At 74.3% G+C, this 25,436-nt stretch carries 31 protein-coding genes, 1 tRNA gene and 1 pseudogene; 7 read left to right on the plus strand and 26 right to left on the minus strand.

Features of this window, described 5'->3' with window-relative positions; genetic code table 11:
• Nucleotides 1-9: 9 nt before the first annotated feature.
• The 20 genes and pseudogenes from GT358_RS01640 to GT358_RS01735 all read right to left on the minus strand — a co-directional run bounded on the left by GT358_RS01640 (nucleotide 10) and on the right by GT358_RS01735 (nucleotide 14,847).
• Complete coding sequence (locus tag GT358_RS01640; protein ID WP_166580819.1) at nucleotides 10-639, minus strand: phage tail tape measure protein; 630 nt, start codon at nucleotides 637-639, stop codon at nucleotides 10-12.
• Nucleotides 636-875: a rcc01693 family protein gene (locus GT358_RS01645; RefSeq protein ID WP_166580820.1), complete on the minus strand. Its 240-nt coding sequence runs from the start codon at nucleotides 873-875 to the stop codon at nucleotides 636-638. The genes GT358_RS01640 and GT358_RS01645 overlap by 4 nt, the downstream gene beginning before the upstream one ends.
• Nucleotides 872-1,194: pseudogene (locus GT358_RS01650) on the minus strand (gene transfer agent family protein). Before GT358_RS01650 ends, GT358_RS01645 begins: the two are co-directional and overlap by 4 nt.
• The gene (locus GT358_RS01655; RefSeq protein WP_166580821.1) at nucleotides 1,194-1,649 is read right to left on the minus strand and encodes a phage major tail protein, TP901-1 family; all 456 of its coding nucleotides are present in this window, start codon (nucleotides 1,647-1,649) and stop codon (nucleotides 1,194-1,196) included. Before GT358_RS01655 ends, GT358_RS01650 begins: the two are co-directional and overlap by 1 nt.
• A 5-nt stretch (nucleotides 1,650-1,654) precedes the next feature.
• Nucleotides 1,655-2,089, minus strand: a complete 435-nt coding sequence (locus tag GT358_RS01660; RefSeq protein WP_166580822.1) for a DUF3168 domain-containing protein — start codon at nucleotides 2,087-2,089, stop codon at nucleotides 1,655-1,657.
• On the minus strand, nucleotides 2,086-2,421 hold the full coding sequence (locus GT358_RS01665; protein WP_166580823.1) for a head-tail adaptor protein: 336 nt from the start codon (nucleotides 2,419-2,421) through the stop codon (nucleotides 2,086-2,088). Before GT358_RS01665 ends, GT358_RS01660 begins: the two co-directional genes overlap by 4 nt.
• Nucleotides 2,418-3,017: a hypothetical protein gene (locus GT358_RS01670; protein ID WP_166580824.1), complete on the minus strand. Its 600-nt coding sequence runs from the start codon at nucleotides 3,015-3,017 to the stop codon at nucleotides 2,418-2,420. Before GT358_RS01670 ends, GT358_RS01665 begins: the two co-directional genes overlap by 4 nt.
• Nucleotides 3,018-3,093: 76 nt before the next feature.
• Complete coding sequence (locus tag GT358_RS01675; protein ID WP_166580825.1) at nucleotides 3,094-4,281, minus strand: phage major capsid protein; 1,188 nt, start codon at nucleotides 4,279-4,281, stop codon at nucleotides 3,094-3,096.
• Between the two features lie 31 nt (nucleotides 4,282-4,312).
• On the minus strand, nucleotides 4,313-4,855 hold the full coding sequence (locus tag GT358_RS01680) for an HK97 family phage prohead protease (protein ID WP_166580826.1): 543 nt from the start codon (nucleotides 4,853-4,855) through the stop codon (nucleotides 4,313-4,315).
• Nucleotides 4,856-4,866: 11 nt separating this feature from the next.
• Complete coding sequence (locus GT358_RS01685; protein ID WP_166580827.1) at nucleotides 4,867-5,082, minus strand: hypothetical protein; 216 nt, start codon at nucleotides 5,080-5,082, stop codon at nucleotides 4,867-4,869.
• On the minus strand, nucleotides 5,075-6,283 hold the full coding sequence (locus GT358_RS01690) for a phage portal protein (RefSeq protein ID WP_166581067.1): 1,209 nt from the start codon (nucleotides 6,281-6,283) through the stop codon (nucleotides 5,075-5,077). The genes GT358_RS01685 and GT358_RS01690 overlap by 8 nt, the downstream gene beginning before the upstream one ends.
• A 255-nt stretch (nucleotides 6,284-6,538) precedes the next feature.
• The gene (locus tag GT358_RS01695; RefSeq protein WP_166580828.1) at nucleotides 6,539-7,900 is read right to left on the minus strand and encodes a DNA-packaging protein; all 1,362 of its coding nucleotides are present in this window, start codon (nucleotides 7,898-7,900) and stop codon (nucleotides 6,539-6,541) included.
• A 96-nt stretch (nucleotides 7,901-7,996) separates the two neighbouring features.
• Nucleotides 7,997-8,329 (minus strand): hypothetical protein, encoded by a 333-nt coding sequence (locus GT358_RS01700; RefSeq protein ID WP_166580829.1) that lies wholly within the window; start codon nucleotides 8,327-8,329, stop codon nucleotides 7,997-7,999.
• Nucleotides 8,330-8,651: 322 nt separating this feature from the next.
• Entirely contained in the window at nucleotides 8,652-9,839 is a 1,188-nt protein-coding gene (gene mltG, locus GT358_RS01705) for an endolytic transglycosylase MltG (RefSeq protein ID WP_166580830.1), read from the minus strand.
• Between the two features lie 28 nt (nucleotides 9,840-9,867).
• Entirely contained in the window at nucleotides 9,868-11,130 is a 1,263-nt protein-coding gene (fabF, locus tag GT358_RS01710) for a beta-ketoacyl-ACP synthase II (RefSeq protein ID WP_166580831.1), read from the minus strand.
• A 72-nt stretch (nucleotides 11,131-11,202) separates the two neighbouring features.
• Nucleotides 11,203-11,415 (minus strand): hypothetical protein, encoded by a 213-nt coding sequence (locus tag GT358_RS01715; protein ID WP_166580832.1) that lies wholly within the window; start codon nucleotides 11,413-11,415, stop codon nucleotides 11,203-11,205.
• Complete coding sequence (locus tag GT358_RS01720; RefSeq protein WP_166580833.1) at nucleotides 11,334-12,482, minus strand: radical SAM protein; 1,149 nt, start codon at nucleotides 12,480-12,482, stop codon at nucleotides 11,334-11,336. Before GT358_RS01720 ends, GT358_RS01715 begins: the two co-directional genes overlap by 82 nt.
• Nucleotides 12,479-13,285 carry a hypothetical protein gene (locus GT358_RS01725; RefSeq protein WP_166580834.1) on the minus strand — a complete coding sequence of 269 codons (807 nt, stop codon included), beginning with the start codon at nucleotides 13,283-13,285 and terminating at the stop codon, nucleotides 12,479-12,481. Before GT358_RS01725 ends, GT358_RS01720 begins: the two co-directional genes overlap by 4 nt.
• Before the next feature lie 199 nt (nucleotides 13,286-13,484).
• Nucleotides 13,485-14,408 carry an arginase family protein gene (locus tag GT358_RS01730; protein WP_166580835.1) on the minus strand — a complete coding sequence of 308 codons (924 nt, stop codon included), beginning with the start codon at nucleotides 14,406-14,408 and terminating at the stop codon, nucleotides 13,485-13,487.
• A gap of 205 nt (nucleotides 14,409-14,613) precedes the next feature.
• The gene (locus GT358_RS01735; protein WP_166580836.1) at nucleotides 14,614-14,847 is read right to left on the minus strand and encodes an acyl carrier protein; all 234 of its coding nucleotides are present in this window, start codon (nucleotides 14,845-14,847) and stop codon (nucleotides 14,614-14,616) included.
• A 340-nt stretch (nucleotides 14,848-15,187) separates the two neighbouring features.
• On the opposite strand from GT358_RS01735, the gene GT358_RS01740 reads away from it, so the two are divergent.
• Entirely contained in the window at nucleotides 15,188-15,388 is a 201-nt protein-coding gene (locus GT358_RS01740) for a hypothetical protein (protein WP_166580837.1), read from the plus strand.
• Between the two features lie 126 nt (nucleotides 15,389-15,514).
• Here GT358_RS01740 and fabG read toward each other — a convergent pair whose 3' ends face one another.
• The 3 genes from fabG to GT358_RS01755 all read right to left on the minus strand — a co-directional run bounded on the left by fabG (nucleotide 15,515) and on the right by GT358_RS01755 (nucleotide 17,871).
• Complete coding sequence (gene fabG / locus GT358_RS01745; RefSeq protein WP_166580838.1) at nucleotides 15,515-16,252, minus strand: 3-oxoacyl-[acyl-carrier-protein] reductase; 738 nt, start codon at nucleotides 16,250-16,252, stop codon at nucleotides 15,515-15,517.
• 17 nt (nucleotides 16,253-16,269) lie between these two features.
• Nucleotides 16,270-17,211 carry an ACP S-malonyltransferase gene (fabD, locus tag GT358_RS01750; RefSeq protein ID WP_166580839.1) on the minus strand — a complete coding sequence of 314 codons (942 nt, stop codon included), beginning with the start codon at nucleotides 17,209-17,211 and terminating at the stop codon, nucleotides 16,270-16,272.
• 69 nt (nucleotides 17,212-17,280) lie between these two features.
• Nucleotides 17,281-17,871 carry a hypothetical protein gene (locus tag GT358_RS01755; RefSeq protein ID WP_166580840.1) on the minus strand — a complete coding sequence of 197 codons (591 nt, stop codon included), beginning with the start codon at nucleotides 17,869-17,871 and terminating at the stop codon, nucleotides 17,281-17,283.
• A gap of 254 nt (nucleotides 17,872-18,125) precedes the next feature.
• On the opposite strand from GT358_RS01755, the gene rpsF reads away from it, so the two are divergent.
• From rpsF to rplI, 3 genes are read left to right on the plus strand one after another with little or no spacing between them, the layout of a single operon-like run.
• Nucleotides 18,126-18,509, plus strand: a complete 384-nt coding sequence (gene rpsF, locus GT358_RS01760) for a 30S ribosomal protein S6 (protein WP_166580841.1) — start codon at nucleotides 18,126-18,128, stop codon at nucleotides 18,507-18,509.
• Nucleotides 18,510-18,527: 18 nt separating this feature from the next.
• Nucleotides 18,528-18,755, plus strand: a complete 228-nt coding sequence (gene rpsR, locus GT358_RS01765) for a 30S ribosomal protein S18 (RefSeq protein WP_166580842.1) — start codon at nucleotides 18,528-18,530, stop codon at nucleotides 18,753-18,755.
• Between the two features lie 10 nt (nucleotides 18,756-18,765).
• Complete coding sequence (gene rplI / locus GT358_RS01770) at nucleotides 18,766-19,335, plus strand: 50S ribosomal protein L9 (protein WP_166580843.1); 570 nt, start codon at nucleotides 18,766-18,768, stop codon at nucleotides 19,333-19,335.
• 327 nt (nucleotides 19,336-19,662) lie between these two features.
• Here rplI and tig read toward each other — a convergent pair whose 3' ends face one another.
• Together tig and GT358_RS01780 are read right to left on the minus strand one after the other, a co-directional pair.
• Nucleotides 19,663-20,994 (minus strand): trigger factor, encoded by a 1,332-nt coding sequence (gene tig, locus GT358_RS01775; protein ID WP_166580844.1) that lies wholly within the window; start codon nucleotides 20,992-20,994, stop codon nucleotides 19,663-19,665.
• Between the two features lie 141 nt (nucleotides 20,995-21,135).
• Nucleotides 21,136-21,220, minus strand: a tRNA-Leu gene (locus GT358_RS01780).
• 150 nt (nucleotides 21,221-21,370) lie between these two features.
• On the opposite strand from GT358_RS01780, the gene GT358_RS01785 reads away from it, so the two are divergent.
• The gene (locus GT358_RS01785) at nucleotides 21,371-21,823 is read left to right on the plus strand and encodes a Hint domain-containing protein (protein ID WP_166580845.1); all 453 of its coding nucleotides are present in this window, start codon (nucleotides 21,371-21,373) and stop codon (nucleotides 21,821-21,823) included.
• 6 nt (nucleotides 21,824-21,829) lie between these two features.
• Here the strand turns inward: GT358_RS01785 and GT358_RS01790 are convergent, their stop codons facing one another.
• The gene (locus tag GT358_RS01790; protein WP_166580846.1) at nucleotides 21,830-23,458 is read right to left on the minus strand and encodes an NAD(P)H-hydrate dehydratase; all 1,629 of its coding nucleotides are present in this window, start codon (nucleotides 23,456-23,458) and stop codon (nucleotides 21,830-21,832) included.
• Between the two features lie 164 nt (nucleotides 23,459-23,622).
• On the opposite strand from GT358_RS01790, the gene GT358_RS01795 reads away from it, so the two are divergent.
• Together GT358_RS01795 and glnA are read left to right on the plus strand one after the other, a co-directional pair.
• The gene (locus GT358_RS01795) at nucleotides 23,623-23,961 is read left to right on the plus strand and encodes a P-II family nitrogen regulator (protein ID WP_166580847.1); all 339 of its coding nucleotides are present in this window, start codon (nucleotides 23,623-23,625) and stop codon (nucleotides 23,959-23,961) included.
• Nucleotides 23,962-24,031: 70 nt separating this feature from the next.
• The gene (glnA, locus tag GT358_RS01800; RefSeq protein ID WP_166580848.1) at nucleotides 24,032-25,435 is read left to right on the plus strand and encodes a type I glutamate--ammonia ligase; all 1,404 of its coding nucleotides are present in this window, start codon (nucleotides 24,032-24,034) and stop codon (nucleotides 25,433-25,435) included.
• The last annotated feature ends 1 nt before the right edge of the window (nucleotide 25,436 follow it).

A 25,436-nucleotide genomic window follows, 5' to 3' on the forward strand; every position in this document is an offset into this window, starting at 1 on the left:
CGGGGTCCCTCAGCGGTGGCGGGCGGCGCGGGCGAGGACGCGGGCAAGCTCCGCCGCGATCTGCCCCTGGGAGCGCTGGAAGCCGGACACGTCCGGGGTGGAGACGTGGATCGTGACCCGGACGGGGCGGCCGCCCCCCTCGGCGCGCACGCCGAGGCGGCCGTCGGGGCCGCGCTGGAGGGGCATGATCGCCTCGGGGCCGGCCTCGCCCATCAGGCCGGTGGCGCCGCGCAGGGGAAAGGCGGTGGGGCCGGAAACAACGCCGCCGCGCGCGAAGGGCATCACGCGGCCCCCCGTGAAGGCGCCGCCCTTGGCGAAGGGGGTGAGCGCGGCGCCGATCCCTTGGGCCAGCGCGCCGCCCAGGCGGTCGGTCACGGGCCTGAGGGCCGCGGCATAGACCGTGTCGGCGACCGAACGGCCGACCTTGCGCAGCGCGTCGCCGAGCCTGTCGCCGTCGAAGATGAGCCCGTCGATGGCGCGGCGCAGGCCGCCCGAGAGGCCGCGCTCCAGGCGCCCCGTCTCGCGCGAGGCGGCGTCGAGGCCAGAGGAGAGGCGCCCCAGCTCGGCCGCGAAGGCGGCGGCGAGGCGGCCGCCCTCGGCGAGGGAGGCGTCGAGGTCCTGGAGGTCGGGGCTGGTCACGGCAGGGGCCTTTCGGATGGGGCGCGCGGGGCGGGCCGGTCGGGGAAGCGCGCCATCAGCGCGCGGAGGCGGTCGCGCCCGAGGGGGGCGGGCGCGCGGTCGAGGCCCAGCATCAGCGCGAGCTCGTGCGGGGTCAGCGCCCAGAACTCGGCCGGGCGCAGGCCGAGCCCGCCCAGCCCCGCGCGCAGCATGGCGGGCCAGTCGAGGGAGGGCACGGAGCGGGGCGCGGGGGTCATGCCGGCCCCTCCTCGGCGCCGAAGGCGCGGGCGAGCAGCAGCGCGGCGGCGCGGGCGGCAGCGAGGGGGCCGCCGGCGATCCGGGCCGAGAGCAGGTCGGCCTCGGTCACGGGCCAGCCGCCGCCCCGAAGGCCCGCGACCAGAAGCGCGAGCACGTCGCGGGCCGAGACCGCCCCCCCTCGAGCCGGGCGGCGAGCGCGGGCAGGCTGTCGGCGCCGAGGCGGGCCTCGAGCTCGGCCAGCGCGCCCAGGGTGAGGCGGGCGGTGCGGGGGATGCCGTCGATGACGACCTCCACCTCTCCGGCATGGGGATTGGCCATCACGGCACCTCGGGCGGGACGGGCGGCGCGGGGGGCGCGGCGTCGTGGGGCACGAAGGCGAGCGCGCCCGCGGAGGCGAGCGAGACCTCGAAGGTGGCCTCTCCGTCATGGGTGCCGGCATATTCGAGCGAGCCGATCTGGAACGGCCCCTCGAGGGTGCCGAAGTCCGGGATCACCACCTGGAAGGCGGGCATAGCGCCTGCGAAGAACAGCGCGCGCATCCGCTCGTCGGAGGCGGCGTCGCGGAACACGCCCGAGCCCGAGACGGCGGCCGAGCGCAGGCCCGCGCCGGGCAGGAGTTCGCGCCAGCCGCCGGGGCTGTCGAGCGCGGTGGTGTCTACGGGCTCGGCGTTGAAGGACAGGCGCGTGGCGCGCAGGCCCGCGACGGTCTCGAACAGGCCGTCTCCGGTCATGTCGATCTTGATGAGAAGGTCCTTGCCGGCTTGGGCGGGCATGGGGGTCACTCCTGGCTGGGTGGGGGGGGCGCGTCCTCGAGGCGGGCGCGGAAGGTGAGCGCGATCTCGCGCCGCTCGCCACCGGGACCGCGGCGCTGGGCCGTGGCGCGGCGGAAGGCGAGAAAGGCGCAGCGGCCGCGCCCGAGCGCGGGGGGCGCGCCCAGAAGCGCGTCGCAGACGAGCGCGGCCGCGGCCTTGGCCTGGGCGAAGCCTTCGGCCGTGGAGACCACGGAGACGAGGAAGTCGTGCTCGGCCCCCCGGAGGGTGGCGTCCGAGCGGTCGCGCGCCTCCTCGGGACCGAGCGCGACATAGAGGGCGGGCGGGGGCCCGGGGGGCAGCGCGTCGTAGAGGTGCGGGCCCACGAGCGCGGCGAGGGCGGGGTCGGCCGAGAGGCGTGCGAACACCGCCTGCTGGAGCGCGTGGGAGAGGGCAAAGGTCATGGCCGGGCCTCCTCCTCGGCCTCAAGGGTCAGGGTGCGGCCGAGCGCGTCCCCCTCGGCGACCGAGAGGATGCGCCAGGCGCGGCCGTCGCCGGCGCGCAGCCTCTGGCCGGGCCGCGGGCGCGAGGGCGCGCCGGGCGGCGCGGCGCGGCAGGCGATGCGCGCGCGGGCGGTGGCCGCGGCGCCGGCCGGCACCGTGCGCTCGGCGGTGGAGAGCGGGCGCAGGTCGGCCCAGAGCGTGCCGAGCGCGGTCCATTGCGTCGCGTGGCCGCCCGAGCCGTCGGGCAGGCGCGCGGGCGCCTCGAGCACGAGGCGGCGGCGGAAGGGCCTCATGCCGGCCCCCCGGCGCCGAGCCGCAGGGGCCGGAAGCGCTCGATCAGGGCGGTGACGCCGAAGGGCATGCAGCCCGCCGCGAGGCCCGTGTCCTCGCGCCAGTCGTGGTAATGGGCGGCGAGCATCAGGACGGCGTGGGCGAGGTCGGGGGGAAGCCCGCCCCAGGCCTCGGCGAGGCCGGCGCGGAAGGCGATGCGGACGCCCCCGCCGGGAGGGATCGGGGGCAGCGCGCCGGCGCGGCCGACCAGGGCCGGGCGCTGGGCGTCCGGGCGCAGCGCCCAGAGGGCGGCGGGGAGCGGCGCCTCGGCCCCGTCGGCGGCGGTCACGGTGACGGCGTGGACGGCGGTGACGGGGGCGAGCGGGAGGGGCTGGGCCTCGGGGGTGGACCAGGCGGAGAGGGTGAGCGCGAAGTCGCGGGCGAGCAGCGCCTTGGCCGTCCGGGCCTCCACCGCCGCGGCGGCGGCGCGGAGAAACCCGGCGAGCAGCGCGTCGCGCACCCCGTCGTCGCCGAAGCCGGACGACAGGCGCAGGTGCTCGCGGAGCGCGCCGAGCGGCAGGGCCGCGAGGGGCGTTTCGGTCAGTTCGACCAGGTTCATCGGACAATCCCTTGGGTGGGGGGCCTCGGGGAGGGGGCCGCCGGCAGGGCGGCCCCGGTGCGGGCGCGCAGCGCCGTCAGCTGGCGCTGAAGCGCAGCACCTTGATCGCGGCAAAGTCCGTCACGGCGCCGCCCACGCGCTTGGTGGCGTAGAAGAGCACGTGCGGCTTGGCCGAGAACGGGTCGCGCAGGATGCGCAGGTCGGGCCGCTCGGCGATCGTGTAGGCGGCGGCGAAGTTGCCGAAGGCGACCGCGGGCGCGTTGGCGGCGACGTTGGGCATGTCCTCGCTGACGAGGACGCGGTAGCCCATCAGGCGCGCGGGCTCGCCCTCGGACAGGCCGTCCGACCACAGGAAGCGGCCGTCGGCGTCCTTGAGCTTGCGCATGAGCGCGGTCGTGCGCGAGTTCATCACGAAGGCCGCGCCGGCGCGGTAGCGGGCGGGCAGCGCATAGACGAGGTCCACCACCGGGTCGAGCGTGGTCAGGCCGGCCGACACGCCCGAGGGCACGAAGCCGATGCTGCCCCAGGTCCAGGACGCGTTGGCGACGAGCGGGTAGGACAGGATCCCCCGCGGCTTGTCCACGCCGTCGCCCGTGATGAAGGCCGCGCCCTCGGAGCGGGCGAAGCGCTCGGCGATGCGGGCGGCGAGCCAGCCCTCGAGGTCGAAGGCCGAGTCGTCGAGGATGCGCTGGGACGCCTTGGGCATCGCGGCCAGCTCGTGCAGCGGAATGGTGATCTTCTCGATGGCGCCGGTGGCGGTCTCGGCCGTAGCGGCATTCTCGGTCGCCCAACCGGCACCGATGTCGGCGCGGTCGATCAGCACGTCATAGGCGCCGGCCTCGACCTCGACCACGGTGGCGAGCGAGCGCAGCGAGGCGGCGGAGTGGAGGATCTCGCGGATGGCGCCGGCCGTCTGCGGCGTCACCAGCACGCCGCCATCGGCGGCCACCGCGGTGGAGAGCGCCTTGCCCTCGAGGGCGAGGTCGCGCAGGCCCCCCTCGTCGCCGCGGCGCAGATAGGCGTCGAACGCCTTGGCGGCGGGGGCGGCAAGCGCGTCGGGGCCGTCGGCCGCGAGCATCGGGCGGGCGGCGAGGGCGGAGGCGAGGCGGGTCATGCGGGCATCCTGTTGCTGGAGGCGGGAGGTCACGTCGTCGGCGAGGCCGCGCAGTTCGGAGACGAGGCCCGCCAAGGCGGCCTTGGTCTCGGGCGGGGCGGCGGGGGGCGAGGTCCGGTCGCAGTCCTGGACGGAGAGGGTGTCGGTCATGGGGCTCGGGACTCCTTGGGGGGTTGGAGGGTCAGGCGCGGCGCAGGCGGGCACGCAGCGCGGCGCAATGGGCCGACAGATCGCCCAGAAGGGCGGCCTCGGCAGACTTGGCGGCCAGCCGCGCCCCGGGGAGCATGGGAAAGGTGACAAGCGAGACTTCCCACAGCTCGACCTCGCGCAGGCGGCGGCGGCCCCCGTCGTCGCGGGCGGCGCGCAGGGTGCGGTAGCCGATCGACAGCCCGTCGAGGGCGCGGGCGGCGACAAGGGCCATCGCCTCGCGCGCGCGGGCGATCTCGGGCAGGAGGCGGCCCTTGACGCGCAGGCCGGTCGCGTCCTCCTCGACCTCGTCCCACAGGCCGATGGGCTGGGCCGGGTCGTGCTGCCAGAGCATCCGCACGCCCTCGCCGCGCTCGCGCAGGCGGCGCAGCGAGGCGGCGAAGGCGCCGCGCTCGACGATGTCGCCGCCGCGGTCGGGAATGCCCCAGAGCGAGGCATAGCCCCAGACGGCGGTGCCGTCGGCGGAGGCGGAGAGGGGCGCGGCGGCCTTGGTCTCGGGGGGGCGGAGGGGCAGCATGGCCGGTCCTTTCACGGAGAGACGGCGAGGAGGGACTGGGCGGCGGTGGCGAGAACGGTCGCCACGACCCCGTAGACGGCGAGCCAGAGGCGCTTCTCGAGGCGCTCCATGGTGGCCTCGATCTTGCCCAGCGCCTGGTTGAGCTGGGCGAATTGCAGCTCGGACAGGCGCTCCTGGGCCTCGATGCGCAGGCCGGGGGCGCAGAGGAACGAGCGCGTCTCAGGCATGGGAGGGCTCCTCGAGCGGGGGCAGGCCGAGAAGGGCGCGCTTTTCGGCATCGGTCAGGAACGGCGCCTCGGCGACGCGGCGCCACTGGGCGTCGCGCTCGGCCGACAGGGCGGGGATGCGGTCGAGGTCGGGGGCGAGCTCGAGCCGCTCGCCGGAGAAGTCCCCCAGCCATTCGCCGATCGTCCGGGTGACGCGGGCGGCGAGCGGCAGCACGGTGAGGCGGTAGAAGGCGCGGTGGGCCTCGGCGTAGTTGGCATAGGTGGCGTCGCCGGGGATGCCGAGGATCATGGGCGGCACGCCGAAGGCGGTGGCGATCTCGCGCGCGGCGGCCTCCTTGGTGCGGTGGAACTCCATGTCGGAGGGCGAGAAGCCCATCGGCTTCCAGTCGAGCCCACCCTCGAGCAGCATGGGCCGGCCGGCATTGCGCGCGCCCTGGTGCTGGCGCTCGATCTCGGCGGCGAGGCGGTCGAACTGGTCGGGGCTCATGCGGCCGTCGCCGCCCCTGTAGACCAGCGCGCCGGAGGGGCGGGCAGCGTTCTCGAGCAGGGCCACGCTCCAGCGGGAGGCGCCGTTGTGGACCTCGATGGCGGCGGCGGCGGCCTGGAGGGGGGAGAGGCCGTAATGGTCGTCCTGGGGGTGGAAGGCGCGGACGTGGCAGACGGGAGAGGCGTCGGGCGACCACGCCACGCGGTGACGGCGCCCCCCCGCCGTGTAGTCGTAGGCCACGGGCCAGCCATCGGGGCCGGGCACGACGCTGACGCGGTCGGAGCGCAGGACGTGGAGCGCCGCGGGCAGGCCGGTGCCGGGTCCGGGCGCAGCTGTGGCCTCGAGATAGCCGTTGCCGGTCAGGAGAAGCTGGCCGTAGAGCGCCTCGAGCAGCTCGGCGCGGCCCTGGACAGGGTTGGGGCGGGCGAGCAGGTCGAGGACGGGATGCTCCGCGTAGCGGCAGGCGCGGTCGGAGAGCGCGAGCGGCAGCGAGGCCGCGGCCTCGGCCACGAGGCGGACGGCGCGAAAGCCCACGGGGTTGCGCAGGAAGCCCGCGGCGATCAGGGCAACCGCCGGAGGCGCGCTCCGCCCGGTGCCGGCCGCGACCGGACCGGTCGCGGACCGGAGGCCGGTCTTGAGCGCGGGCGCGGTCGGCGCGGCGGGCACGGGGCACGCGGCGGGCACGGGGCGCGCGGCGGCGGCGGCGAGGGGCATGGCGGGGTCGGCGGCCGCGCCGGCTGGCGCGGCCTGGGACCGGCGGAAGGGGAACATGGGTCGTCTCCTGGGCGGGGCCGCCCCGGTGGGAGGCGGCTGGGCTGTGGGGGTCTGCTCGGCGGTTCTTGCGCTCTCGGGGACACCATGCCCCCGAAAGGTTAACGGTTTCTTAGGCCACCGCGCGCACCCCTGCGGATTCGCGCAACGCCTTGACAGGGGGTCGGACTGGGGGTCGGGCGAGGGCGAATCGGGCCCCTAGAGGGCGCGCAGGCGCGGCTCGGACCAGGTGGCAGCGGGGGCGACAAGGAGCGCGTGCACCGCCCAGACGAGCGCGTCGAGCCGGTCGGGCGAGCCCCTGCCCCGCCAGCCCGCGGCCGTCATGGCGCGCATCTGGTCCTCGAGCGCGGCGAGATCGGCGCCGCGCAGGTGGTGGACGCGGCCCTGTTCGTAGAGGGCGGCCACGGGCTCGGCCCGGATGCCCTTGGCCGAGCGGGCGCGCACGCGGGTCACGGCGATCGTCGGGTCAATGCCGCGCAGGATCGATTCGACCATCGCGCCGCCCTGGTTGTCCTCGGCCACGATGCGGTCCGCGTCGTGGCGGCGCGCGCAGGCGATGGCGGCGCGGCCCCATTCCTCGGGCGAGGCGCCCCGGACGGTCGCGTCCTCGAGCACCACGGCGCGCCAGTCGCGGGGCGCGCCCTGCATGACCGCGCCGGCGGCGACGATGCCGGTCGAATCCGCGCTCTTGCCCGTGGAGACGGCCGGATCGACGGCGACCACGACGCGGTCGAAGGCGGGGCGCCACGGGGCGCGGCAGGACTCGAGAAGCGCGGGGCTCCAGAGGGCGCCCGCCTGGGTCTCGAGCCGCTCGCCCGCGATCTCCTGACGGGCGAGGCGGGTGCCGCCATAGAGCGCGTCGAGCCGGTCGAGGAAGTCGGGGGCGAGGTTGGCGCGGTTGGCCCCCGTGGCGGCGTGGGTCTGCACCGTACCGGGCGCGCGCAGGATATCGTCGAGAAGGGGCGAGGGGCGCGGCGTGGTGGTCACGACCGCGCGCGGGTCCGGGCCGAGGCGCAGGCCCATCTGGAGCATGGCCCAAGCGTCGGGGCCGCGGCGCCACTTGGCCAGCTCGTCCGCCCAGGCGGCGTCGAACTGGGGGCCGCGGAGCGATTCGGGGTCGCAGGCCGAGAAGGTCTGGGCGGTGGCGCCGTTGGGCCAGAGGAGCATCCGGCGCGTGGCGATCCAGCGCGGCCGGCGGTCGGGGGGCGAGCAGGCGAGGATGCCCGATTCGCCCATCACCATGACCTCGCGCGCCTGGTCGGCGGTCTCGGCCACCAGCGCGACGCGGCGGCAGCGGCCGGGATCGGCGGGGCGCGGCCCCTCGACGAGGGAGCGGACCCATTCGGCGCCCGCGCGCGTCTTGCCCGCCCCGCGGCCGCCCAGCGCGACCCAGGTGCGCCAGGGGCCGGGCGGGGGGAGCTGGTGCGGCAGGGCCCAGAGGTCCCACAGGAAGGGCAGCGCGGCCAGCGTGGCGGGGGGCAGCGCGTCGAGCGCGGCGGGGCCGAGGGCGGCGAGGCGGCGGGCGAGAGGGGAGGTGGGAGCGGCGATCTGGCGGGTCATGGCGGGAGTCCTGGGTGGGGGCGGCGGGGATGGGGGCGGCGGGGCACCCCCCGGCGGGGCCGGACGGTCCGTCCGGGGGGAGGGGTCGGGGGCCGGTCAGGCCCCCTCGGCGCAGCAGGCGGCGATGCGCGAGAGGCGGCAGGCGAGGTCGGCGCGCAGCGCCTCGAGGTCGAGCGGGCCGTCGGGGGAGGCGGCGGCGGATTCGGCCGCGAAGCCGTTCCAGCGCGCCTCGGCCTCGAAGGCGCGGCGCAGCGCGGTCTCGAGTTCGGCCTGCTTGGCGGCGATCTCGCGGAAGGGCATGTCCTCGCCCGATTCGGCGCGGGCGAGCAGGTCGGCGAGCGTGGTGCGCACCGCGCGCAGGAGCACGAGCGAATCCTCGAAATGGCGGCGGTGGTCCTGGGGCGTGGCGAGGGTGGGCTGGGCCTTCATGGGGGGTCTCCGGCTGCTGGGGGAGGCCGACGGCGCGAGGGCCGGCGGATGACCGGAAGGCTGGGCCGGAATGGTTGACGATCCGTTACCGCACCGCGCGGTGCATGGGTTAACGGAAGGTTGACGAATCGCGGGGGGCGCGGGCCGGCGCAACGCCACCGCGCGGTGCGTTAACCACTCGTCAGGACTCCGCGCGGGCAGGCCGCCGCCGCGGGGCCCGCGGGCGCGCAACGCCACCGCGCGGTGGGTCAGGATTTCGTTAACCACGGGGCCGGGCGCGGGGCCCGGCCGACCGGCGGAAGGGGCGGCTGTTGCGCGGCGCTCAGGGCGTGCCGGCCGCGCTGCCCGATTCGATCGCGCGCCAGCGGGCGACGTTCTGGTTGTGCTCGGCCAGCGTGGTGGCGAAGGCATGGCCCCCGGTGCCGTCGGCCACGAAATAGAGATAGGGCGTGTCGGCCGGGTTCAGCGCCGCCTCGATGGCCGCGCGGCCCGGATTGGCGATCGGGCCCGCGGGCAGGCCGTCGATCTGGTAGGTGTTGTAGAGGATCGCGCCGTGGAGCTGGCGCTCGGTCTGGCCCTGGATGTCGGACTGGCGGATGGGGCGGTCGAGCACCCCCTGCCCGCGCGTGATGCCGTAGATGATCGTGGGGTCGAACTGGAGGCGCATCCCCGTGCGCAGGCGGTTGACGAGAACGGAGGCGACCACCGCGCGCTCCTCGGGGATGGCGGTTTCCTTTTCGACGATGGAGGCCAGAGTCAGCGCCTCCTCGGGCGTGTCGAAGGGCAGGCCCTCGGCCCGGTTCTCCCACAGGCTGCTCAGGATCCGCTCCTGCTCGGCCTGCATGCGCGCGAGCAGGTCGGTCACGGCCATGCCGGGGGTGACAGGGTAGGAATTGGGGGCGAGCATCCCCTCGGGCGGGATCTCGGTCGCCTCGCCCTCCAGCACGTCCCAGGCGTTGAGCGCCTGGACGATCTGCCAGGAGGTCGTGCCCTCGGCCACGACGACGCGGAAGGTCGTGTCGGGCTCGGCCGCGGCGCGGACGAATTCGGGCGGGGGCGGCGCGTCCGCGAAGGGGTCGAAGCTCGCGATCTCCGCATAGCGGCCGGTGGCGGGGTCGAGTTCGCGCAGGTCGGCCGAGCTGCGCGTCACGCCGATGCGCCAGACGATCTCGGTGCCGCAGGTATTGGCGCCGCCGCGGGTGATCTGGGCGGCGATCTCCTGCATGGAGGCGCCCTCGGGGATCAGGAACGAGCCCTGCTTGAGCTGGGTCCGGAGCCCGGCGTAATCCGTGCCGATGCGGAACACGGGCGCGGAGGCGATGGCCCCCTGCCGGGCGAGATCCTCGGACACCTGGCGCATCGTGCCGCCGGCGGGGACGCGCAGGCAGATCGGCTGGGCGAGCGGGCCGGGGCCGGACCATTGCGCGCCGCCCCAGGCGATCAGCCCGGCCACGAGGAACAGGGCGACGGCGAAGAAGGTCAGCGCATTGGCCGCGACATGGCGCCACATCAGCCCGCCCCCCCCGTCCCGGCCCCGGTCACGGCGCGGCCCCGAACAGCAGCGAGGCGTTCGTGCCCCCGAAGCCGAACGAGTTGTTGAGTGCGACCCTGACGGGGCGCTGCCGCGCGGCGTTGGGGGCGAGGTCCAGGGGCGTCTCCACCGCCGGGTCGTCGAGGTTGATCGTGGGCGGGCAGACGCCGTCGCGGATGGCGAGCACGCAGACGATCGACTCGAGCGCGCCCGCGGCCCCGAGCAGGTGGCCCGTCATGCTCTTGGTCGAGGACATGGTGACCTGCGCGGCGTGGTTGCCGAGCAGGCGCTCGACGGCCGCAAGCTCGATCACGTCGGCCATGGTCGAGGTGCCGTGGGCGTTGATGTAGTCGATCGCCGAGGGCTCGAGCCCCGCATCGGCGAGGGCCGCGCGCATCGCCCGCTCGGCCCCCTCGCCGTCCTCGGGGGGGGCGGTGATGTGATAGGCGTCGCCGGACATGCCGTAGCCCAGCACCTCGGCGTAGATCCGGGCGCCGCGGGCGCGGGCATGCTCGAGCTCCTCGAGGACGGCGATGCCTGCCCCCTCGCCCATCACGAAGCCGTCGCGGTCGCGGTCATAGGGGCGCGAGGCGCGCTCGGGCTCGTCGCGGCGCCTGGTGGAGAGGGCCTTGCAGGCGTTGAAGCCGGCGATGCCGATCTCGCAGATGGCGGCCTCGGCGCCGCCGGCCACCATCACGTCGGCCATGCCGTGGCGGATGAGGTTGGCGGCATCCCCCAGCGCGTGCGCGCCCGTGGAGCAGGCGGTGACGACCGAGTGGTTGGGGCCCTTGAAGCCGTAGCGGATCGAGACCTGGCCCGAGATCAGGTTGATGAGCGAGCCCGTGATGAAGAAGGGCGAGACGCGGCGCGCACCCTTGTCGCGGATCAGAAGCGTCGTCTCCTCGATGCCCTTGAGCCCGCCGATGCCCGATCCGATCAGAACGCCCGTGCGCAGCCTCTCGGCCTCGGGGGGGTCGGTCCAGCCCGCATCCTCGACCGCCTGGGCGGCGGCGGCGAGGCCGTAGACGATGAAGTCGTCGAGCTTGCGCCGCTCCTTGGGGTCCACGTAGCGCGAGGCGTCGAAGGTGCCGTCCGTGCCGTCGCCGTGGCGGATCTCGCAGGCGTAGTTGGTGGGCAGGTGGGTGGCGTCGAAGCTCTGGATCGTGCGCGCGCCGGACCGGCCCGCGAGCAGGCGCGACCACGTCTCCTCGACGCCGTCGGCCAGCGGGGTCACGAGGCCGAGGCCCGTCACGACGACACGACGACGCATGAACTCCTCCGTTGCAGGCCCCGTCCGGTCTTAGCGGCGGCGCGGGGGGCCTGCAACCGAGGGGGGAGGCGGTCAGCCGCCGTTCAGCACCTCGACCGCGTCGAAGCCGTGCCGCCGCCGGGCCTCCTCGAGCGCGTCCATGAGGCGGGCCGCGCGGGCGGGGTCGTGGCCGGGCTGGACCGGGTGGAGCGGCACGGCCGTCATCACGGCGAGGACCGTGGCGCGGCGGCCGTCCTGGCCGATGACGGCCTTGACCCAGAATCGGTCCACGCCCTCGATGTCCATGGCCCTTCCCCCAATCTGGCTCCGTGCTCGACGATAAAGGCGCGCGCGACCAGATCGGCAAGCCGCTCGCCGTAATGCGCGGCGATCACGCGGCCCACCCGCGGGTCGGCGTAGATCCGCGCGCAGGCCTGGCAGCGGTGGGCGTAGCGGTCCTCCCACTCGATGGAGGGATCGAGGGAGGCAGCCCAGGCGAGGATCTTCTCGGGCCCCTCGTGGCGCAGCCAGAGCTTGAGCACGTCCTCCTCGGCCTCGGCCACGATGGCGGCGAGGCGGCCCGGCGCGCCGTCGAAGGTCTCCTCGGCGCGCAGGGAGGGGATGACGCGGGCGCCGATGCCGCAGCAGGTTGTCATCTCTCCGCCCGGGTGGAGCACATAGGTCTGCAGCACGCTGTCGCAGCCCGGGAAGCGGTCGAGGTTGTCGCGGTTGGCGCAGGAGCCTTCGGGATAGTCGGCGCGCTCGGACGGGTCGAGCGGCATCCACGGGCTCTCGGAGATGCCCAGCCATTCGAGGTCGGCGCGGTCGCGCAGGAGGGGATGGTCGAGCACCGCCTCGCGCGTGATGCCGCGGTCGCGGACCTTTTCCACCATCAGGTGCACGGGCAGCGGATGGTCGAGCGCGGCGGCGACCCCCTGGAGCACGTGCTCGAGGGGGACGAAGCGCTGATGCTCGTCCCCGGCGGAGAAGTTGATCTCGTCGAGGCCGGCGGCGACGAGGGCCGAGAGCCGCTCGCGCGCGCGGTCGGGGGTTTTCGCCCAGTGGCCGTTGGTGACCACGCGGGTCATCAGGCGGCGCGAGCGGGCATGGGCAAGGCCCGCGAGCAGGTCGGCCCAGTAGATCGTGGGCTCTCCGCCGGTGAAGACGACGTTGCCGAAGCGCAGGGCGGCCGCCTGGTCGATGGCGGCGAGAAGGCGCGGCAGGTCGAGACGGCCGCCCACGCGCGGCCCCGAGAAGGTGCCGCAATGGGCGCATTCGGCGTTGCACTTGTGCGTCAGCATCACCGAGAGGGTGCGCGCGACGGGCAGGTGCGCCGGCGCGGCGGGGGCGGGACGGGGGGCATGGGCGGTCACAGCATCCCCCTGCCCCGCAGCTCGCCGCCGATCCGGGCCATGCTGTCGGCGATGCGGGCCATGTCGTGGATGTTGACGAACACGTCGCGCAGGACCGGTCGGCCGGCGAAGCGGTCGCGCGCCTGGGCGCCCACCACGGCCACGGCCACCGCCACGATGAACACCGCCACGGCGGCGACCGCATAGGCGACGGTCTCGATCTCCACGGCGACGTCAGCCACCTCGCCACCGGGGGCGAGGCGGCCGCTCAGGGCCAGTGTCGGAATCACGGTGACGGTCTGCGTCACCTCCTGCACCACCGTCTGGGAGACGACCTGGTTGAGCACCACCGCGCCGGGCGGCCAGTCGGGGGGGCCTTTGATCGTGCCGATCACGTCGAAGACGAGATCGGGGTCGTCCCAGCGGGGCTTGAACCGGCCGGGCAGCAGCGAGGCGATGATCTCGGGATCGGCCGCCTCCACCATGGCCTGGGCGAGGTCCCTCAGCAGCCGCTCCTTGTCCACGACCGCGTAGGGGTCCTTCTCGATCTCGGACAGGCGCTCCTCCTGGTAGGATTCCATCCAGGCCCGGAAGCGCTCGTTGCTCATGGCCGAGAAGAGAAAGCGGTTGGCCGCGTCGAGCCTGCGGCGCGGCACGCGCAGCGCGGCCGCGCCGTGGAGCCGGAGCGCGAGAAAGCCCGCCGGATCGGGCAGGAATTCCTCCTCCAGCACCGTGCCGTCGTTGAGCTCGTCCAGAATGGCGGCGACGGGCTTGCGGAAGGGCTTGAGCTTCAGGACGACGGAATCGCGGAAATAGTCGGGCATGAACGCACCTTGGCCATCGGGCAACCCCAAGGGCACCCGCGAGGACGGGAAATGGGCGAAGAAAATCGACGTGCGCACCGCCCGGCCCGAACCGGGCCGGACCGCCGGCCGGGCTGAACCTTATCCGGGCGGCATGGACAAAGCGTGGCACAACCGGGGCGCGAAGTCCAACGGAAAGTGACGCAGGGTCAGCCTGCGCTCAGGCGCAGAGGAGCCCGAGGACCGCGATCAGGGCCTGGGCGGCCAGGGTGGCTCCCTGCCCGTCGATGTCGCGCGAGGGCATGAACTCGGTCGCGGCAAACGCCACGATGCGGCCCCGCCCGGCCGCCCCCGTCAGCAGATCGAGAAGGTCGGCATAGGACAGGCCGCCCGCGCTCCGGCCGATCACGGCCGGCATGATCGAGGGGTCGAGCCCGTCCCAGTCGAGGCAGACCGCGATGCGGGCGCCGGGGGGGATCTGGGCGAGGGCGGATTCGACCGGGTCGGGATCGGTGGCGGGCACGAGGCGGGCACCCCAGCGGCGGGCATCCTCCACGTCCGCGGGACGCGCCGAGCCGATGCCGCGCGCGCCCACCTGCACGATGCGTTCGACCTGCCCCATCTCGGAGGCGCGGCGCATGGTGGACGAGAGGCCCCAGCGCTCGCCTTCCACGTCGCGGCGCCAGTCGATATGGGCGTCGATCTGGAGCACGCAGAGCGGCCCGTCGAGCGCCTGGAGCATCGGGATGGGCAGCGAATCGTCCCCGCCGACCAGGACGGGAACGGCGCCCTGCGCGATCACCGCCGCCACGCGGTCGCGGATGGCGCGGCGGTTCTCCTCGGGGCGGGACGGGTCCACGGGGATGTCGCCGCCATCGGCCGGCAGCCGCGCGCCGAAGGCGGGGCGGCCGAGATCGAAGTTCCAGTTGTGATGGGCGAGTGCGAAGGCCGAGGCCGCGGCACGGATCGCCGCCGGACCGCCCGCGCAGTAGAAGCCGACCGACGGATAGGGCGTGCAGCCATCCGCCCCGAGCAGGACCGCCGGGGCGGGCCCCCCGTCCCAGCGGGGCAGGCCCATGAAGGTCTCGGCCCGTCCGGCGCCGAACATCGCCCCGAGCGAGGGGCCCCCGTCGCGTGATGCCATGATCGGTCCTCCCCCCCCAAGGGGTGACAGGAGCGGGGACGGGTTGCAAGCGGCCCCTGCGCGGCCGGTGCGCCCGGAGGACACACGGCAAGCACACACGGGGCGCCGTCCGGCCCGCGACGAGAAACGGCGCCCCCCGCGGGAGCGCCGTGTGCGGAGCCGCGTCCCCGGGGCGCCGGCCTGCGGCGGCGCCGAGGCAGGGGTCCTACTGGGCTTCCTGGATGAAGCGGACCGCGTCGCCGAAGGTCTGGATCGTCTCGGCGGCGTCGTCGGGGATCTCGATGCCGAATTCCTCCTCGAAGGCCATGACCAGCTCGACCGTATCGAGCGAGTCCGCGCCGAGGTCGTCGATGAAGGAGGCGTTCTCCGTCACCTTTTCCTCCTCCACGCCGAGATGCTCCACCACGATCTTGCGCACGCGGTCTGCGACGTCGCTCATCGGTATTCCTCGCGTCGTTCCGGGCCAGCGGCCCGCTGTTGCCTTGGCACCCCCGCCCCTTGCGGGACGGGTCTGCGGTTCCTCCCTCGCGCCCCGCAGGGACCTGCTCGGGTCCGGGCGCGGGGAGGCCCCGGCCGGCTCACGGCGGACATAGCAGAAGATCGGACGGGGGCAAACGCTTTCCCCGGGGGGCGCCGGAGCGGTGCGGGCCGGGCGCTGTGGCCGCCCGGCCACGCCGTCCGGGCGCCGGCGCGGCGAGCCCCCGGCGCGGGCCGGGATGCCCCGGCAGGACCACATCCGCGCCCCATTCCCGCCGCATTCGGCACAGAGTTTCCGTCTCATGGACAATCTGACGCCCCTTGTCGCGACCTTTGCCGATCTGCCGATCGCCCGGCAGGCCGGGATGCTGGGCGCGCTTCTGCTGGGTGCCAGCGTGCTGGGCGCGGCGCTGCCCTCGCCCGCCGCCCGGCGACGGGCCCGGCGGTGGTTCGGCGGCTGGCGGGGCAGCCCGGCCCCACGCCGGATGACACCGGCGCGCTGAGCGCCGGAACGGGTGAACAGGCGGCCGCCGCGGGGGTCCTCCCTGCCCGGCGGCGGCCGCCGACAGGGCGGGGCGCCTTCTGGCGGCGGAGGCGCCCCGTCCGACGAGACGCCCCTGCCCCGTGCCTCAGATCATCGCCATGCCGCCGTTGACGTGCAGCGTGGCCCCCGTGACATAGCCCGCCTCGGGGCTGGCGAGATAGAGGACGGCGGCGGCCACCTCCTCGGGGGTGCCCATGCGGCCGGCGGGGATGCGCGGCAGGATCGCGGCCTTCTGGTCCTCGGACAGCTTGTCGGTCATGGCGGTGGCGATGAAGCCCGGCGCGACCACGTTCACCGTCACCCCGCGCGAGGCGACCTCGGCCGCGAGCGCCTTGGAGAAGCCCACGAGGCCCGCCTTGGCGGCGGCGTAGTTGGCCTGGCCGGGATTGCCCGTGGCGCCGACGACCGAGCCCACGGAGACGATCCGGCCCCAGCGCGCCTTCATCATGCCGCGCAGCGCCCCGCGCGCCAGCCGCACCGCGGCCGACAGGTTGACGGCGAGAACGCGGTCCCAGTCCTCGTCGCTCATGCGCATCAGCAGCGCGTCGCGCGTGATGCCCGCATTGTTGACGAGGATGTCGAGCCCCCCCGCCGCTTCGGCCGCGCGGGCGGGCAGGGCAGCGACGGCGTCCGCGTCGCCGAGGTCGCAGGGGACCGGGTGGGCGCGGCTGCCCAGCGCGGCGGCCAGTTCCTCGAGCGGCCCCTCGCGCGTGCCGGAGAGCGCGACGGTGGCCCCCGCGCCGTGGAGCGCGCGCGCGATGGCGGCGCCAATGCCGCCCGAGGCGCCGGTGACGAGGGCGGTCTTGCCGTGAAGGTCGAACATGGGAACTCCGTGCGGGATCAGGCGGCGAGGGCCGAGAGCGCGGCCTCGCGCGCCTCCTCGGGGGTGGAGACGGCGCGGGTCGCAAGGGCCGGCGCGATGCGGCGGATCATGCCCGACAGCGCACGACCCGCCCCGATCTCCCACGCTTCGGTCACGCCGGCGGCCTCGAGCCACAGGACCGTCTCGCGCCAGCGGACGCGGCCGGTGACCTGCTCGACCAGCTGGCGGCGGATGATCTCGGGATCGGTGACGGGGCGTGCGGTGACGTTGGCCACGAGCGGCACGCGGGGCGGCCGGATCTCGGTGGCGGCGAGCGCTTCCTCCATGGCGCGGGCCGCGGGCTCCATCAGGGCGCAGTGGAAGGGCGCGGAGACGGGCAGGAGGACCGCGCGCCGAGCCCCCCGCTCGCGCGCGAGCGCGACCGCCCGCTCCACCGCGGCGCGGTGGCCCGAGACGACGACCTGGGCGGGATCGTTGTCGTTGGCGGCCTCGCAGATCCCGGCGCCGGCGGCCTCGGCCGCGACCGCCTCGGCCGCGGCGAGGTCGAGCCCCAGAAGCGCGGCCATCGCCCCCTCTCCCACGGGCACGGCCTGCTGCATTGCCTCGCCCCGCAGGCGCAGAAGCCGCGCAGCATCCCCGAGCGACAGCGCGCCCGCGGCGCAGAGGGCGGAATATTCCCCGAGCGAATGGCCGGCCACGAAGGCCGCGCGATCGAGACCCGCCCCCTCGGCCTCGAGCGCGGCGAGCGCGGCGAGCGAGGTCGCCATCAGCGCGGGCTGGGCGTTGCGGGTGAGCTGGAGCGCCTCGGCCTCGCCCTCCCAGATCAGCTGCGAGAGCGGCTCGCCCAGCGCCTCGTCCACGGCGTCGAAGACGGCGCGGGCCGCCGGGGACGCCTCGGCCAGCGCGCGGCCCATGCCGACGGTCTGGGCTCCCTGGCCCGGAAAGACGAATGCGCGCATGGCCCCCTCCGCTCGATCGCGCCCGAGGGCTTAGCCGCTCGGGCGCAGGCGGGCAAGGAAGGGGCGGCGTCAGGCGAAGCGGCGGTCCAGATGGCCGAGCCCTGCGGCGCCCTCCGCCTCCGGGGCCGGGCGCAGGATCGTCTGGCAGCCGGCCAGAAGATCCCCGTCCAGCCGCCGCTTGAGCGCCTGCAGGACGGGTTCGGGACCCTGGGCGATGCGGATGGAGCGGCGGTTCGTGCCGAGGCGCAGCCAGAGCGTCGCCACGCCCCCGTCCCCCGGCTGGACGGCCAGCGAGGCCCCCGCGCCCAGCCCGTGCCGCCCGATCACGCTGGTACGGCCGAGGCAGTGGCGCAGGGTTTCCCGCAATTCGCCGCGGGCGAGATCCACCTGAAGCTCGACCGTGGCCCCGCAGAGCGCGAAGCGCAGCAGCAGCGCGGCCGCCGCCGCACACAGGACGGCCAGCCCCGTCGTCATGCCGTCCCCCTCGGCCGCAAGCACGAGGAGGACGGCCGCGGCGCTGAGCCCCGATCCGGCGGCGAGCACGACCCCCTGGGCCACCTGGACCAGAACGGGGACACCCTGCGGCGCGCGGATCACATAGCCCCAGCGGGTCTCGTCGACGCGGAAGCGGGAGGCGGAAGGGCGGGAGGGGGTGGTCATGGCGGGCTCCATCCTGGGCAGCGGCGGCGCGGGGCCTGGGAGGAGCGTTGGTAGAGGTTGTGGCGCGACCATGGCAGTCGCGCGGCAGTTGCACGTCATTCGCGCCCGGCCGGGCTTCGCCCCCTTGCACCCGGCCGGTCGGCCGGTATAAGGCCCCATTCCTTCCGCGGAGCCCATCGGACCGGCGCATCCCTCGAGGGACGGGCGCGGAAGGCAGGCCCCTCCCGGTGACATGCGCCCTGACAGGAGACAGCATGCCTCTCTACGAGCATGTGTTCATCGCGCGCCAGGACCTCGCCAATGCGCAGGCCGAAGCGCTGATCGAGCATTTCGGCAGCGTCCTGGCCGACAACGGCGGCCGGGTCGTGGGCCAGGAATACTGGGGCGTCAAGACGATGTCCTACCGGATCAACAAGAACCGCAAGGGCCACTACGCCTTCCTGCGCACGGACGCGCCGGCCGAGGCCGTGCAGGAGATGGAGCGCCTGATGCGGCTGCACGAGGACGTGATGCGCGTCCTGACGGTCAAGGTGGACGCCCACGAGGAAGGCCCGTCCGTCCAGATGCAGAAGCGCGAGGACCGCGAGGGCCGGGGCGACCGGCGCGACCGCGACGACCGCCCGCGCGACCGCCGCTGATCCGGGGAGAGACAGGACATGGCAACCAAGCCCTTTTTCCGCCGCCGCAAGTCCGACCCGTTCGAGGGCAAGGACGCGCCGAAGATCGACTACAAGGACGTGCGCCTGCTGCAGCGCTACATCAGCGAGCGCGGCAAGATCGTGCCGAGCCGCATCACCGCCGTCGGCGCCAAGAACCAGCGCAAGCTCGCCCAGGCAATCAAGCGCGCGCGGTTCCTGGCGCTTCTGCCCTATGCCGTGAAGTGAGGACCGAGCGATGCAGGTGATCCTTCTGGAGCGCGTGGCCAAGCTGGGCCAGATGGGCGAGGTGGTGAACGTCCGCCCCGGCTATGCGCGCAACTTCCTTCTGCCGCAGGGCAAGGCGCTGCGCGCCTCGGAGGCCAACATCCGCCAGTTCGAGGCGCAGAAGGCCGAACTCGAGGCGCGCAACGCCGAGACGCGGCGCGCCGCCGAGGCCGAGGCCGGCCGCCTCGAGGGGCAGAGCTTCGTGGTGATCCGCTCCGCCTCGGACGGCGGCGCGCTCTATGGCTCGGTCACGACGCGCGACGTGGCGGAAGCCGCGGCAGCGGCGGGCTTTGCGGTCTCGCGCGGGCAGGTCGTGCTCAACGCGCCCATCAAGGAACTGGGGCTGCATCCGGTCACGGTGCGGCTGCACCCGGAGGTGGAGGTGACGGTGACGGTCAACGTGGCCCGCACCCCCGAGGAGGCCGAGATGCAGGCCAGCGGCAAGAGCATCCAGGACCTGGCCGCCGAGGAGGAGGCGCAGGCCGAGTTCGAGGTCAGCCAGCTCTTCGACGATCTGGGCGGGGCCGCCCAGGAGGAGTGAGGCGCGCGCCCCGCGCGCCGCGACAGGGGGGCCGCTCCGGGGACGGGGCGGCCCCCTTCGCGTCTGGGCCGGGAGGACGGGGTGAGACGCCGGGCCGGGTCCCGATGGCCGCCGCGTCGGCCGCGTCCTGCGCGGCCCTGTGGCGGAGGCCGGGTCCGGGGGCGGGGGATGGTTCAGGCGCGGGGGAGGTGGGCGGGCGCGCCGCCGTCATCCCCCGCCACGGCCTTCCGGCCCGTCGCCGATCCGGCAGGAGACTCCGGCGACGGGGTGACGGAAGGGGGACGGGCGCCGGGCCGCCCGAGGCGGCGGCGCCCGGCCGGGATGGGGCTATTCCTGGTCCAGCGCCTCGACGGCCTTCTGGAGATCCTCGCGCGATACCGGCCTGTCCTCGACGGAGGCGGTGGACAGGATGTGATCCACGACCTTGTCCTCGAAGATCGGCGCCTGGAGCTGCTGGCGGGCGGCGGCGTTCGACTGGATGTATTCGAAGAACTGCCGCTCCTGGCCCCGGTAGCGGCGCGCCTCGTTCAGGACGGCCTGGGTCAGCTCCTGCTCGGTCACCTTGACCTCGGCGCGGGTGCCGATGTCGGCCAGCAGCAGGCCCAGCTTCACCCGCCGGCGCGCGAGCCGCAGGTGATCCTCGGTCGGCTCGATGGCGCCGTGGTCGTGGCCGTGCACCTCCGGGTGCTCCTCGTGCCAGAGCTGGTGGGCGATCTGGTCGGCCTCGGCCTTGACGAGGTTCTCGGGCAGCGGGAAGTCGGCGCGGGCGTCGAGCGCATCGAGAAGCTGGCGCTTGAGCACGGCGCGGGACGCGCCCTCGTATTCGCGGGCGATCTGGTCGCGGACCTGCACCCTGAGCGCCTCGAGATCGTCGGCGCCGAAGCGCTTGGCGAGCGCGTCGTCGATCGGGTGGGGCTTGGGCTCCCTGACGGCCTTGACGGTGACGGCGAACACCGCCTCGCGCCCCGCCAGATGCCTGGCGCCATAGCTTTCGGGAAAGGTCACGGTGACCTCGCGCTCCTCGCCCGCCTTGACGCCGGCAAGACCCTCCTCGAAGCCGGGGATGAACGAGCCCGAGCCGAGCACGAGGGGATAGTCGGTGGCCGAGCCGCCCTCGAAGGCCTCGCCGTCGAGCCGGCCGGTGAAGTCGATCACGACCTGGTCGCCGTCCTTGGCCTTCGTGCCCTTGCGGCGGTCCTCGTAGGTCCTGGCCTGATCGGCCAGCCGCGCCAGTGCCTCGTCCACGGCCGCGTCGTCGGGCTCGACCTTGAGGCGGGTCAGCGACAGGTCGGAGAGGTCCACCTGCGGCACGTCGGGCAGGCGTTCATAGGTGACCTCCACCACGACATCGTCGCCTTCCTTCCAGCTCTCGTTGGTCATGCGGACCGAGGGCTGCATGGACGGCCGGTCGCCCGTGGCGGCGAGGTGCGAGGACACGGCGCCGTCGATCGTCTCCTGCATCGCCTCGCCCAGAAGGCGCGCGCCGTGCTGCTTGCGCAGCAGCGCGAGCGGCACCTTGCCCTTGCGGAAGCCCTTCATGGCCACCTGGGGCTGGACCTCCTGGAGCTTGGCGGTGACCTTCTGGTCGAGCTCGGCGGCCGTGACGGTGACCCGGTAGCCGCGCTTGAGCCCCTCGTTGAGCGTTTCGGTGACGTCCATCTCTTTCCTCTCGTGCCTCGCGGGCGCTGGGCCGCCGTCCCTGCCTTCGGCGCGCGACCTCGGCGCGACGCATCCTGTCCGGGGCTGTTCGCGCGCCCCTATCAGCTTGCGGACGGGGGGGCAACCGCAGGCCGGGGCGGCTGGTGCGGGTGGGGGGATTCGAACCCCCACGCCTTGCGGCGCCGGAACCTAAATCCGGTGCGTCTGCCGGTTCCGCCACACCCGCGCGGGACGGCCGACCCGCCCCTGCGCAGGCGCCTAGCATTCCCGGCGCGGGGCCGCGAGGGGGAAATGCGGCGAAAATGGGGCGGCCCTCAACCTCTTGTTGCCACAATTGGGGATAAGGTGCGGCCGGTGAGGCAGCCGGAGGGCATCGATGCATCTTCAGACCCGGATCGCTGCGCCCGATGCGCGTCTGGCGCCGCTGGCGGGCCTGGCGGGCGGCACGCTCGTGCTGACCCTGCGGGGCGAGGTCGCGGTGGACGACCTGCTGCCCGGCGACCGGATCATCACGCGCGATGCCGGGGCCCAGACCCTGCGCGCGGTCGAATCGCTGGCGGCGCGGGTGGCGCCGGTGCGGATCGTCGCCGGCACGCTGGGCCACAACCGGCCCGGGCGCGATCTGGTGGTGGGACCGGGCACGCTGATCCATCTGCGCGACTGGCGCGCGCGGGTGCTGCACGGCGCCGCCCGCGCCGTGGCGGAGGCGGCCCGCCTGGCCGACGGCGAGTTCGTCGTGCAGGAGCGTCCGCGCGGCCTGACCCTGCACAGGCCGCTTCTGGACGGGCCGCATGTCCTCTATGCCGACGGGGTGGAACTCGTCGTCTGAACCCGGTCAGAGGCCGAGCCGGCGGAACAGCCCCGGCAGCGCCTCCGGCAGATCCTCGGCGATCAGGCCAGGCCCGAAGGCGCGCGCGGCCTCGACATGGAGCCAGGCGGCGCTGGCGGCCGCGGCGAACGGCGCAAAGCCGCGCGCGAGCAGCCCGCAGACCAGACCCGACAGCACATCGCCCGCCCCCGCCGTGGCCAGCCAGGGCGCAGCCCGGTCATAGGCGGCGGCATGGATCGCCAGGCGCCCCTGCGGGTCGGCGATCACCGTGTCGGGCCCCTTGAGCAGCAGGACGCAGCCCAGCGCCGCCGCCGCCTCGTGCGCGGCATCGAGGCGCGAGAAGGCCGGACCGCGCAGCGGCAGCTCGTGCAGGCGGGCGGCGATCCCGGGGCACAGGCGCGCGAACTCGCCGTCATGGGGGGTGAGGATCACCCGCGGATGGAGCCTGCGGCGCAGCGCGGCCTCGCGAGCCAGGAGCGTGATCGCATCGGCGTCGAGGATCGCGGCGCGCCCTCTCCCCGTCGCGTCGAGGAGCGCGGCCAGGCAGGCGGCCTCGCGCGGGGTGGTCCCGAAGGCCGGCCCCGCGCAGACCGCGCCGAACCGGCCGTCCTCCAGCAGCGCGGACAGGTCGGACGCGTCGTCGGCCTCGCGCAGCATGACGGCGTCGAGGCGCGCGGCGTTCTCGGGGATCGCGCCGGAGGGCACGGCCAGCGTGACGAGCCCCGTCCCCACGCGCAGCGCCGCGCGCGCCGCGAGCCGCGCCGCCCCGCCGCGGCCCGGCCCCCCGCCGAGGATCAGCGCGTGCCCGTGGTCGTACTTGTGGCCCGTCCGCTTCCCGAGAGGAGGGCCGTCCGCGGCGGGGCGGCGCTCGGGGACGGCCTCCGCCTCGTCGATGAGGCGGATGGCGGGGCTCCAGCCCGGCGGCGGATCGAGCGGGCCCAGCGAGGCGACCGAGAGCCGCCCGCAGAGCTGCGGGCCCTCGGCCAGGAGGTGGCCGGGCTTGGGCGCGTGGAACGTCACCGTCAGGTCCGCGGAAAAGCAGGCGGCGCGGCCGTCCCCGGCCCGCAGGACGCGGCCGCTGTCGGCGCAGAGGCCCGAGGGGATGTCCACCGCCACGCGCCGCGGCGGCGGCTCTCCGGGGCCGAGATCCGCCCCGAGGAGGCGCCAGAGCCCCTCGGGTCCGTCGAGCGGCCGCGCGAGCCCGATGCCGAACAGCGCATCGACGACAAAGCCGGCCCCCTGCCCCCCGGCGGCAAAGGCGGGCAGAGGGGACGCCGCGCCGAGCGGCAGGTCGAGCGCGACGATCCGGCCGCCGGCCGCGGCCAGACGCTCGCGCATGGCGCGGGCCGCTGGGGGCTGGCGGGCCGGGTCGCCCGCAAACCACGCCTCGACCGCCCAGCCGCGCCCGAGCAGGAGCCGGGCGACAACGAATCCGTCGCCTCCGTTGCTCCCCGGCCCGCACAGGACGAGGGCGCGATGGGAGCCCTCGGCGGCATCGGGCCAGGTTTCCAGCATGGCGGCGACAACCCCCTGCCCCGCCCGTTCCATGAGCGTCTCGGCATCCGGCCCGCCGGGGGCGGCGAAGGCGTGGGCCTCGAGCTGCCGCATCTCCTCTGCCGTCAGGATCGTCGCCATCGCCTGTTCCTCTGGCAGTTCGCAAAGTGCCTATCTCCTGTGCACTCTGCATTGTCTTTCGGCACCCCCCGCGGTTTCGCCGGCAGGTCCGCCGGACGGGCCCGGGGGGCGGATTGCCCCTCCCCTCCGCCGATCCCATACCGCCTCGGGGACAGGAGGCGCCGATGAAGAAGATCGAGGCGATCATCAAGCCGTTCAAGCTCGACGAGGTGAAGGAGGCGCTTCAGGAGGTGGGGGTGCAGGGCCTGTCGGTCGTCGAGGTGAAGGGCTTCGGCCGCCAGAAGGGCCACACGGAGCTTTACCGCGGGGCGGAATACGTCGTGGACTTCCTGCCCAAGGTGAAGATCGAGGTCGTGCTGCCCGACGACCAGGTGGAGCGCGCCGTCGACGCCATCGTGCGGGCGGCGCGCACCGACAAGATCGGCGACGGCAAGATCTTCGTCATGCCGGTCGAGCAGGCGATCCGCATCCGCACGGGAGAGACCGGCGACGACGCGATCTGAGCGCGGACCGCCGGAGACGATCAGGGGGCGGGCCGCCCGCCCCGCAGCAGAAGGACCACAAGGGAACATCATGGCCAGCACCCTTCTCGACCTCATCGCCTCGGAAGAGGCCGAATATGTCGACATCCGCTTCACCGACCCGCGCGGCAAGCTCCAGCACGTCACCGTCCTGGCCGAGCTGGTCGATGCCGACTTCGTCGAGGAGGGCTTCATGTTCGACGGCTCCTCCATCGCCGGATGGAAGAGCATCGACCAGTCGGACATGAAGCTGCTGCCCGACGCCGAATCGGCCTATGTGGACCCGTTCTTCGCCGAAAAGACCGTCTGCGTGCACTGCAACGTGGTCGAGCCCGACACCGGCGAGCCCTACAGCCGCGATCCCCGCTCGACCGCCGTCAAGGCCGAGGCCTATCTGCGCGAATCGGGCATCGGGGATGCGGCCTATTTCGGGCCCGAGGCCGAATTCTTCATCTTCGACAACGTCCGCTTCGCCGTGACCATGAACAAGGTCGCCTTCGAGGTGGACGGGGTGGACGCCTCCTGGAACACGGATGCCGAGTTCGAGTCGGGCAACATGGGCCACCGTCCGGGCGTCAAGGGCGGCTATTTCCCGGTGCCGCCCATCGATGACGGGCAGGACCTGCGCTCGGAGATGCTGTCCACCATGAAGCGGATGGGCATGCGCGTGGACAAGCACCACCACGAGGTCGCCTCCACGCAGCACGAGCTGGGCCTGATCTTCGACACGCTGACCAAGCAGGCCGACGCGATCCAGAAGTACAAGTACGTCATCCACAACGTCGCCCAGGCCTACGGCAAGACCGCGACCTTCATGCCCAAGCCCATCGCGGGCGACAACGGATCGGGGATGCATGTCAACCAGTCGATCTGGAAGGACGGCAAGCCGCTCTTCGCAGGCGACAAGTATGCCGACCTCTCCCAGGAGGCGCTGTGGTACATCGGCGGCATCCTCAAGCACGCCAAGGCCCTGAACGCGATCACGAATCCGGGCACCAACAGCTACAAGCGGCTGATCCCCGGCTTCGAGGCCCCCGTCCTGCGCGCCTATTCGGCCCGCAACCGCTCGGGCTGCGTGCGGATCCCCTGGACCGAGAGCCCCAAGGCCAAGCGGATCGAGGCGCGTTTCCCCGACCCCTCGGCCAACCCCTATCTGGCCTTCGCGGCGCTCCTGATGGCGGGGCTCGACGGGATCAAGAACCGGATCGATCCCGGCCCGTCCTCGGACAAGGACCTCTACGACCTGCCGCCCGAGGAGCTGGCCTCGATCCCGACGGTCTGCGGCTCCCTGCGCGAGGCGCTGCAGGAGCTGGAGAAGGACCACGATTTCCTGCTCGCGGGGGACGTGTTCACGCGCGACCAGCTCGAGGGCTACATGGCGCTCAAGTGGGAGGAGGTGTACGCCTTCGAGCACACGCCCCATCCGGTCGAGTACAAGCTCTACTATTCCTGCTGAT

This window comes from Rubellimicrobium sp. CFH 75288 (assembly GCF_009904055.1).
Lineage (GTDB): Bacteria > Pseudomonadota > Alphaproteobacteria > Rhodobacterales > Rhodobacteraceae > Rubellimicrobium.

Coding starts and splice junctions, on each gene's coding strand:
- GT358_RS01700 (WP_166580829.1), bottom strand. CDS start 8,329: ATGAAGGCCCAGCCCACCCTCGCCACGCCCCAGGACCACCGCCGCCAT.
- tig (WP_166580844.1), bottom strand. CDS start 20,994: ATGGACGTCACCGAAACGCTCAACGAGGGGCTCAAGCGCGGCTACCGG.
- rpsR (WP_166580842.1), top strand. CDS start 18,528: ATGGCAACCAAGCCCTTTTTCCGCCGCCGCAAGTCCGACCCGTTCGAG.
- fabF (WP_166580831.1), bottom strand. CDS start 11,130: ATGCGTCGTCGTGTCGTCGTGACGGGCCTCGGCCTCGTGACCCCGCTG.
- GT358_RS01735 (WP_166580836.1), bottom strand. CDS start 14,847: ATGAGCGACGTCGCAGACCGCGTGCGCAAGATCGTGGTGGAGCATCTC.
- GT358_RS01755 (WP_166580840.1), bottom strand. CDS start 17,871: ATGACCACCCCCTCCCGCCCTTCCGCCTCCCGCTTCCGCGTCGACGAG.
- GT358_RS01645 (WP_166580820.1), bottom strand. CDS start 875: ATGACCCCCGCGCCCCGCTCCGTGCCCTCCCTCGACTGGCCCGCCATG.
- rplI (WP_166580843.1), top strand. CDS start 18,766: ATGCAGGTGATCCTTCTGGAGCGCGTGGCCAAGCTGGGCCAGATGGGC.
- fabD (WP_166580839.1), bottom strand. CDS start 17,211: ATGCGCGCATTCGTCTTTCCGGGCCAGGGAGCCCAGACCGTCGGCATG.
- GT358_RS01675 (WP_166580825.1), bottom strand. CDS start 4,281: ATGACCGACACCCTCTCCGTCCAGGACTGCGACCGGACCTCGCCCCCC.
- rpsF (WP_166580841.1), top strand. CDS start 18,126: ATGCCTCTCTACGAGCATGTGTTCATCGCGCGCCAGGACCTCGCCAAT.
- GT358_RS01655 (WP_166580821.1), bottom strand. CDS start 1,649: ATGCCCGCCCAAGCCGGCAAGGACCTTCTCATCAAGATCGACATGACC.
- GT358_RS01660 (WP_166580822.1), bottom strand. CDS start 2,089: ATGACCTTTGCCCTCTCCCACGCGCTCCAGCAGGCGGTGTTCGCACGC.
- GT358_RS01740 (WP_166580837.1), top strand. CDS start 15,188: ATGGACAATCTGACGCCCCTTGTCGCGACCTTTGCCGATCTGCCGATC.
- GT358_RS01725 (WP_166580834.1), bottom strand. CDS start 13,285: ATGCCCGACTATTTCCGCGATTCCGTCGTCCTGAAGCTCAAGCCCTTC.
- GT358_RS01665 (WP_166580823.1), bottom strand. CDS start 2,421: ATGAGGCCCTTCCGCCGCCGCCTCGTGCTCGAGGCGCCCGCGCGCCTG.
- GT358_RS01730 (WP_166580835.1), bottom strand. CDS start 14,408: ATGGCATCACGCGACGGGGGCCCCTCGCTCGGGGCGATGTTCGGCGCC.
- GT358_RS01715 (WP_166580832.1), bottom strand. CDS start 11,415: ATGGACATCGAGGGCGTGGACCGATTCTGGGTCAAGGCCGTCATCGGC.
- GT358_RS01695 (WP_166580828.1), bottom strand. CDS start 7,900: ATGACCCGCCAGATCGCCGCTCCCACCTCCCCTCTCGCCCGCCGCCTC.
- GT358_RS01785 (WP_166580845.1), top strand. CDS start 21,371: ATGCATCTTCAGACCCGGATCGCTGCGCCCGATGCGCGTCTGGCGCCG.
- fabG (WP_166580838.1), bottom strand. CDS start 16,252: ATGTTCGACCTTCACGGCAAGACCGCCCTCGTCACCGGCGCCTCGGGC.
- mltG (WP_166580830.1), bottom strand. CDS start 9,839: ATGTGGCGCCATGTCGCGGCCAATGCGCTGACCTTCTTCGCCGTCGCC.
- GT358_RS01685 (WP_166580827.1), bottom strand. CDS start 5,082: ATGCCTGAGACGCGCTCGTTCCTCTGCGCCCCCGGCCTGCGCATCGAG.
- GT358_RS01795 (WP_166580847.1), top strand. CDS start 23,623: ATGAAGAAGATCGAGGCGATCATCAAGCCGTTCAAGCTCGACGAGGTG.
- GT358_RS01690 (WP_166581067.1), bottom strand. CDS start 6,283: ATGCCCCTCGCCGCCGCCGCCGCGCGCCCCGTGCCCGCCGCGTGCCCC.
- glnA (WP_166580848.1), top strand. CDS start 24,032: ATGGCCAGCACCCTTCTCGACCTCATCGCCTCGGAAGAGGCCGAATAT.
- GT358_RS01790 (WP_166580846.1), bottom strand. CDS start 23,458: ATGGCGACGATCCTGACGGCAGAGGAGATGCGGCAGCTCGAGGCCCAC.
- GT358_RS01680 (WP_166580826.1), bottom strand. CDS start 4,855: ATGCTGCCCCTCCGCCCCCCCGAGACCAAGGCCGCCGCGCCCCTCTCC.
- GT358_RS01670 (WP_166580824.1), bottom strand. CDS start 3,017: ATGAACCTGGTCGAACTGACCGAAACGCCCCTCGCGGCCCTGCCGCTC.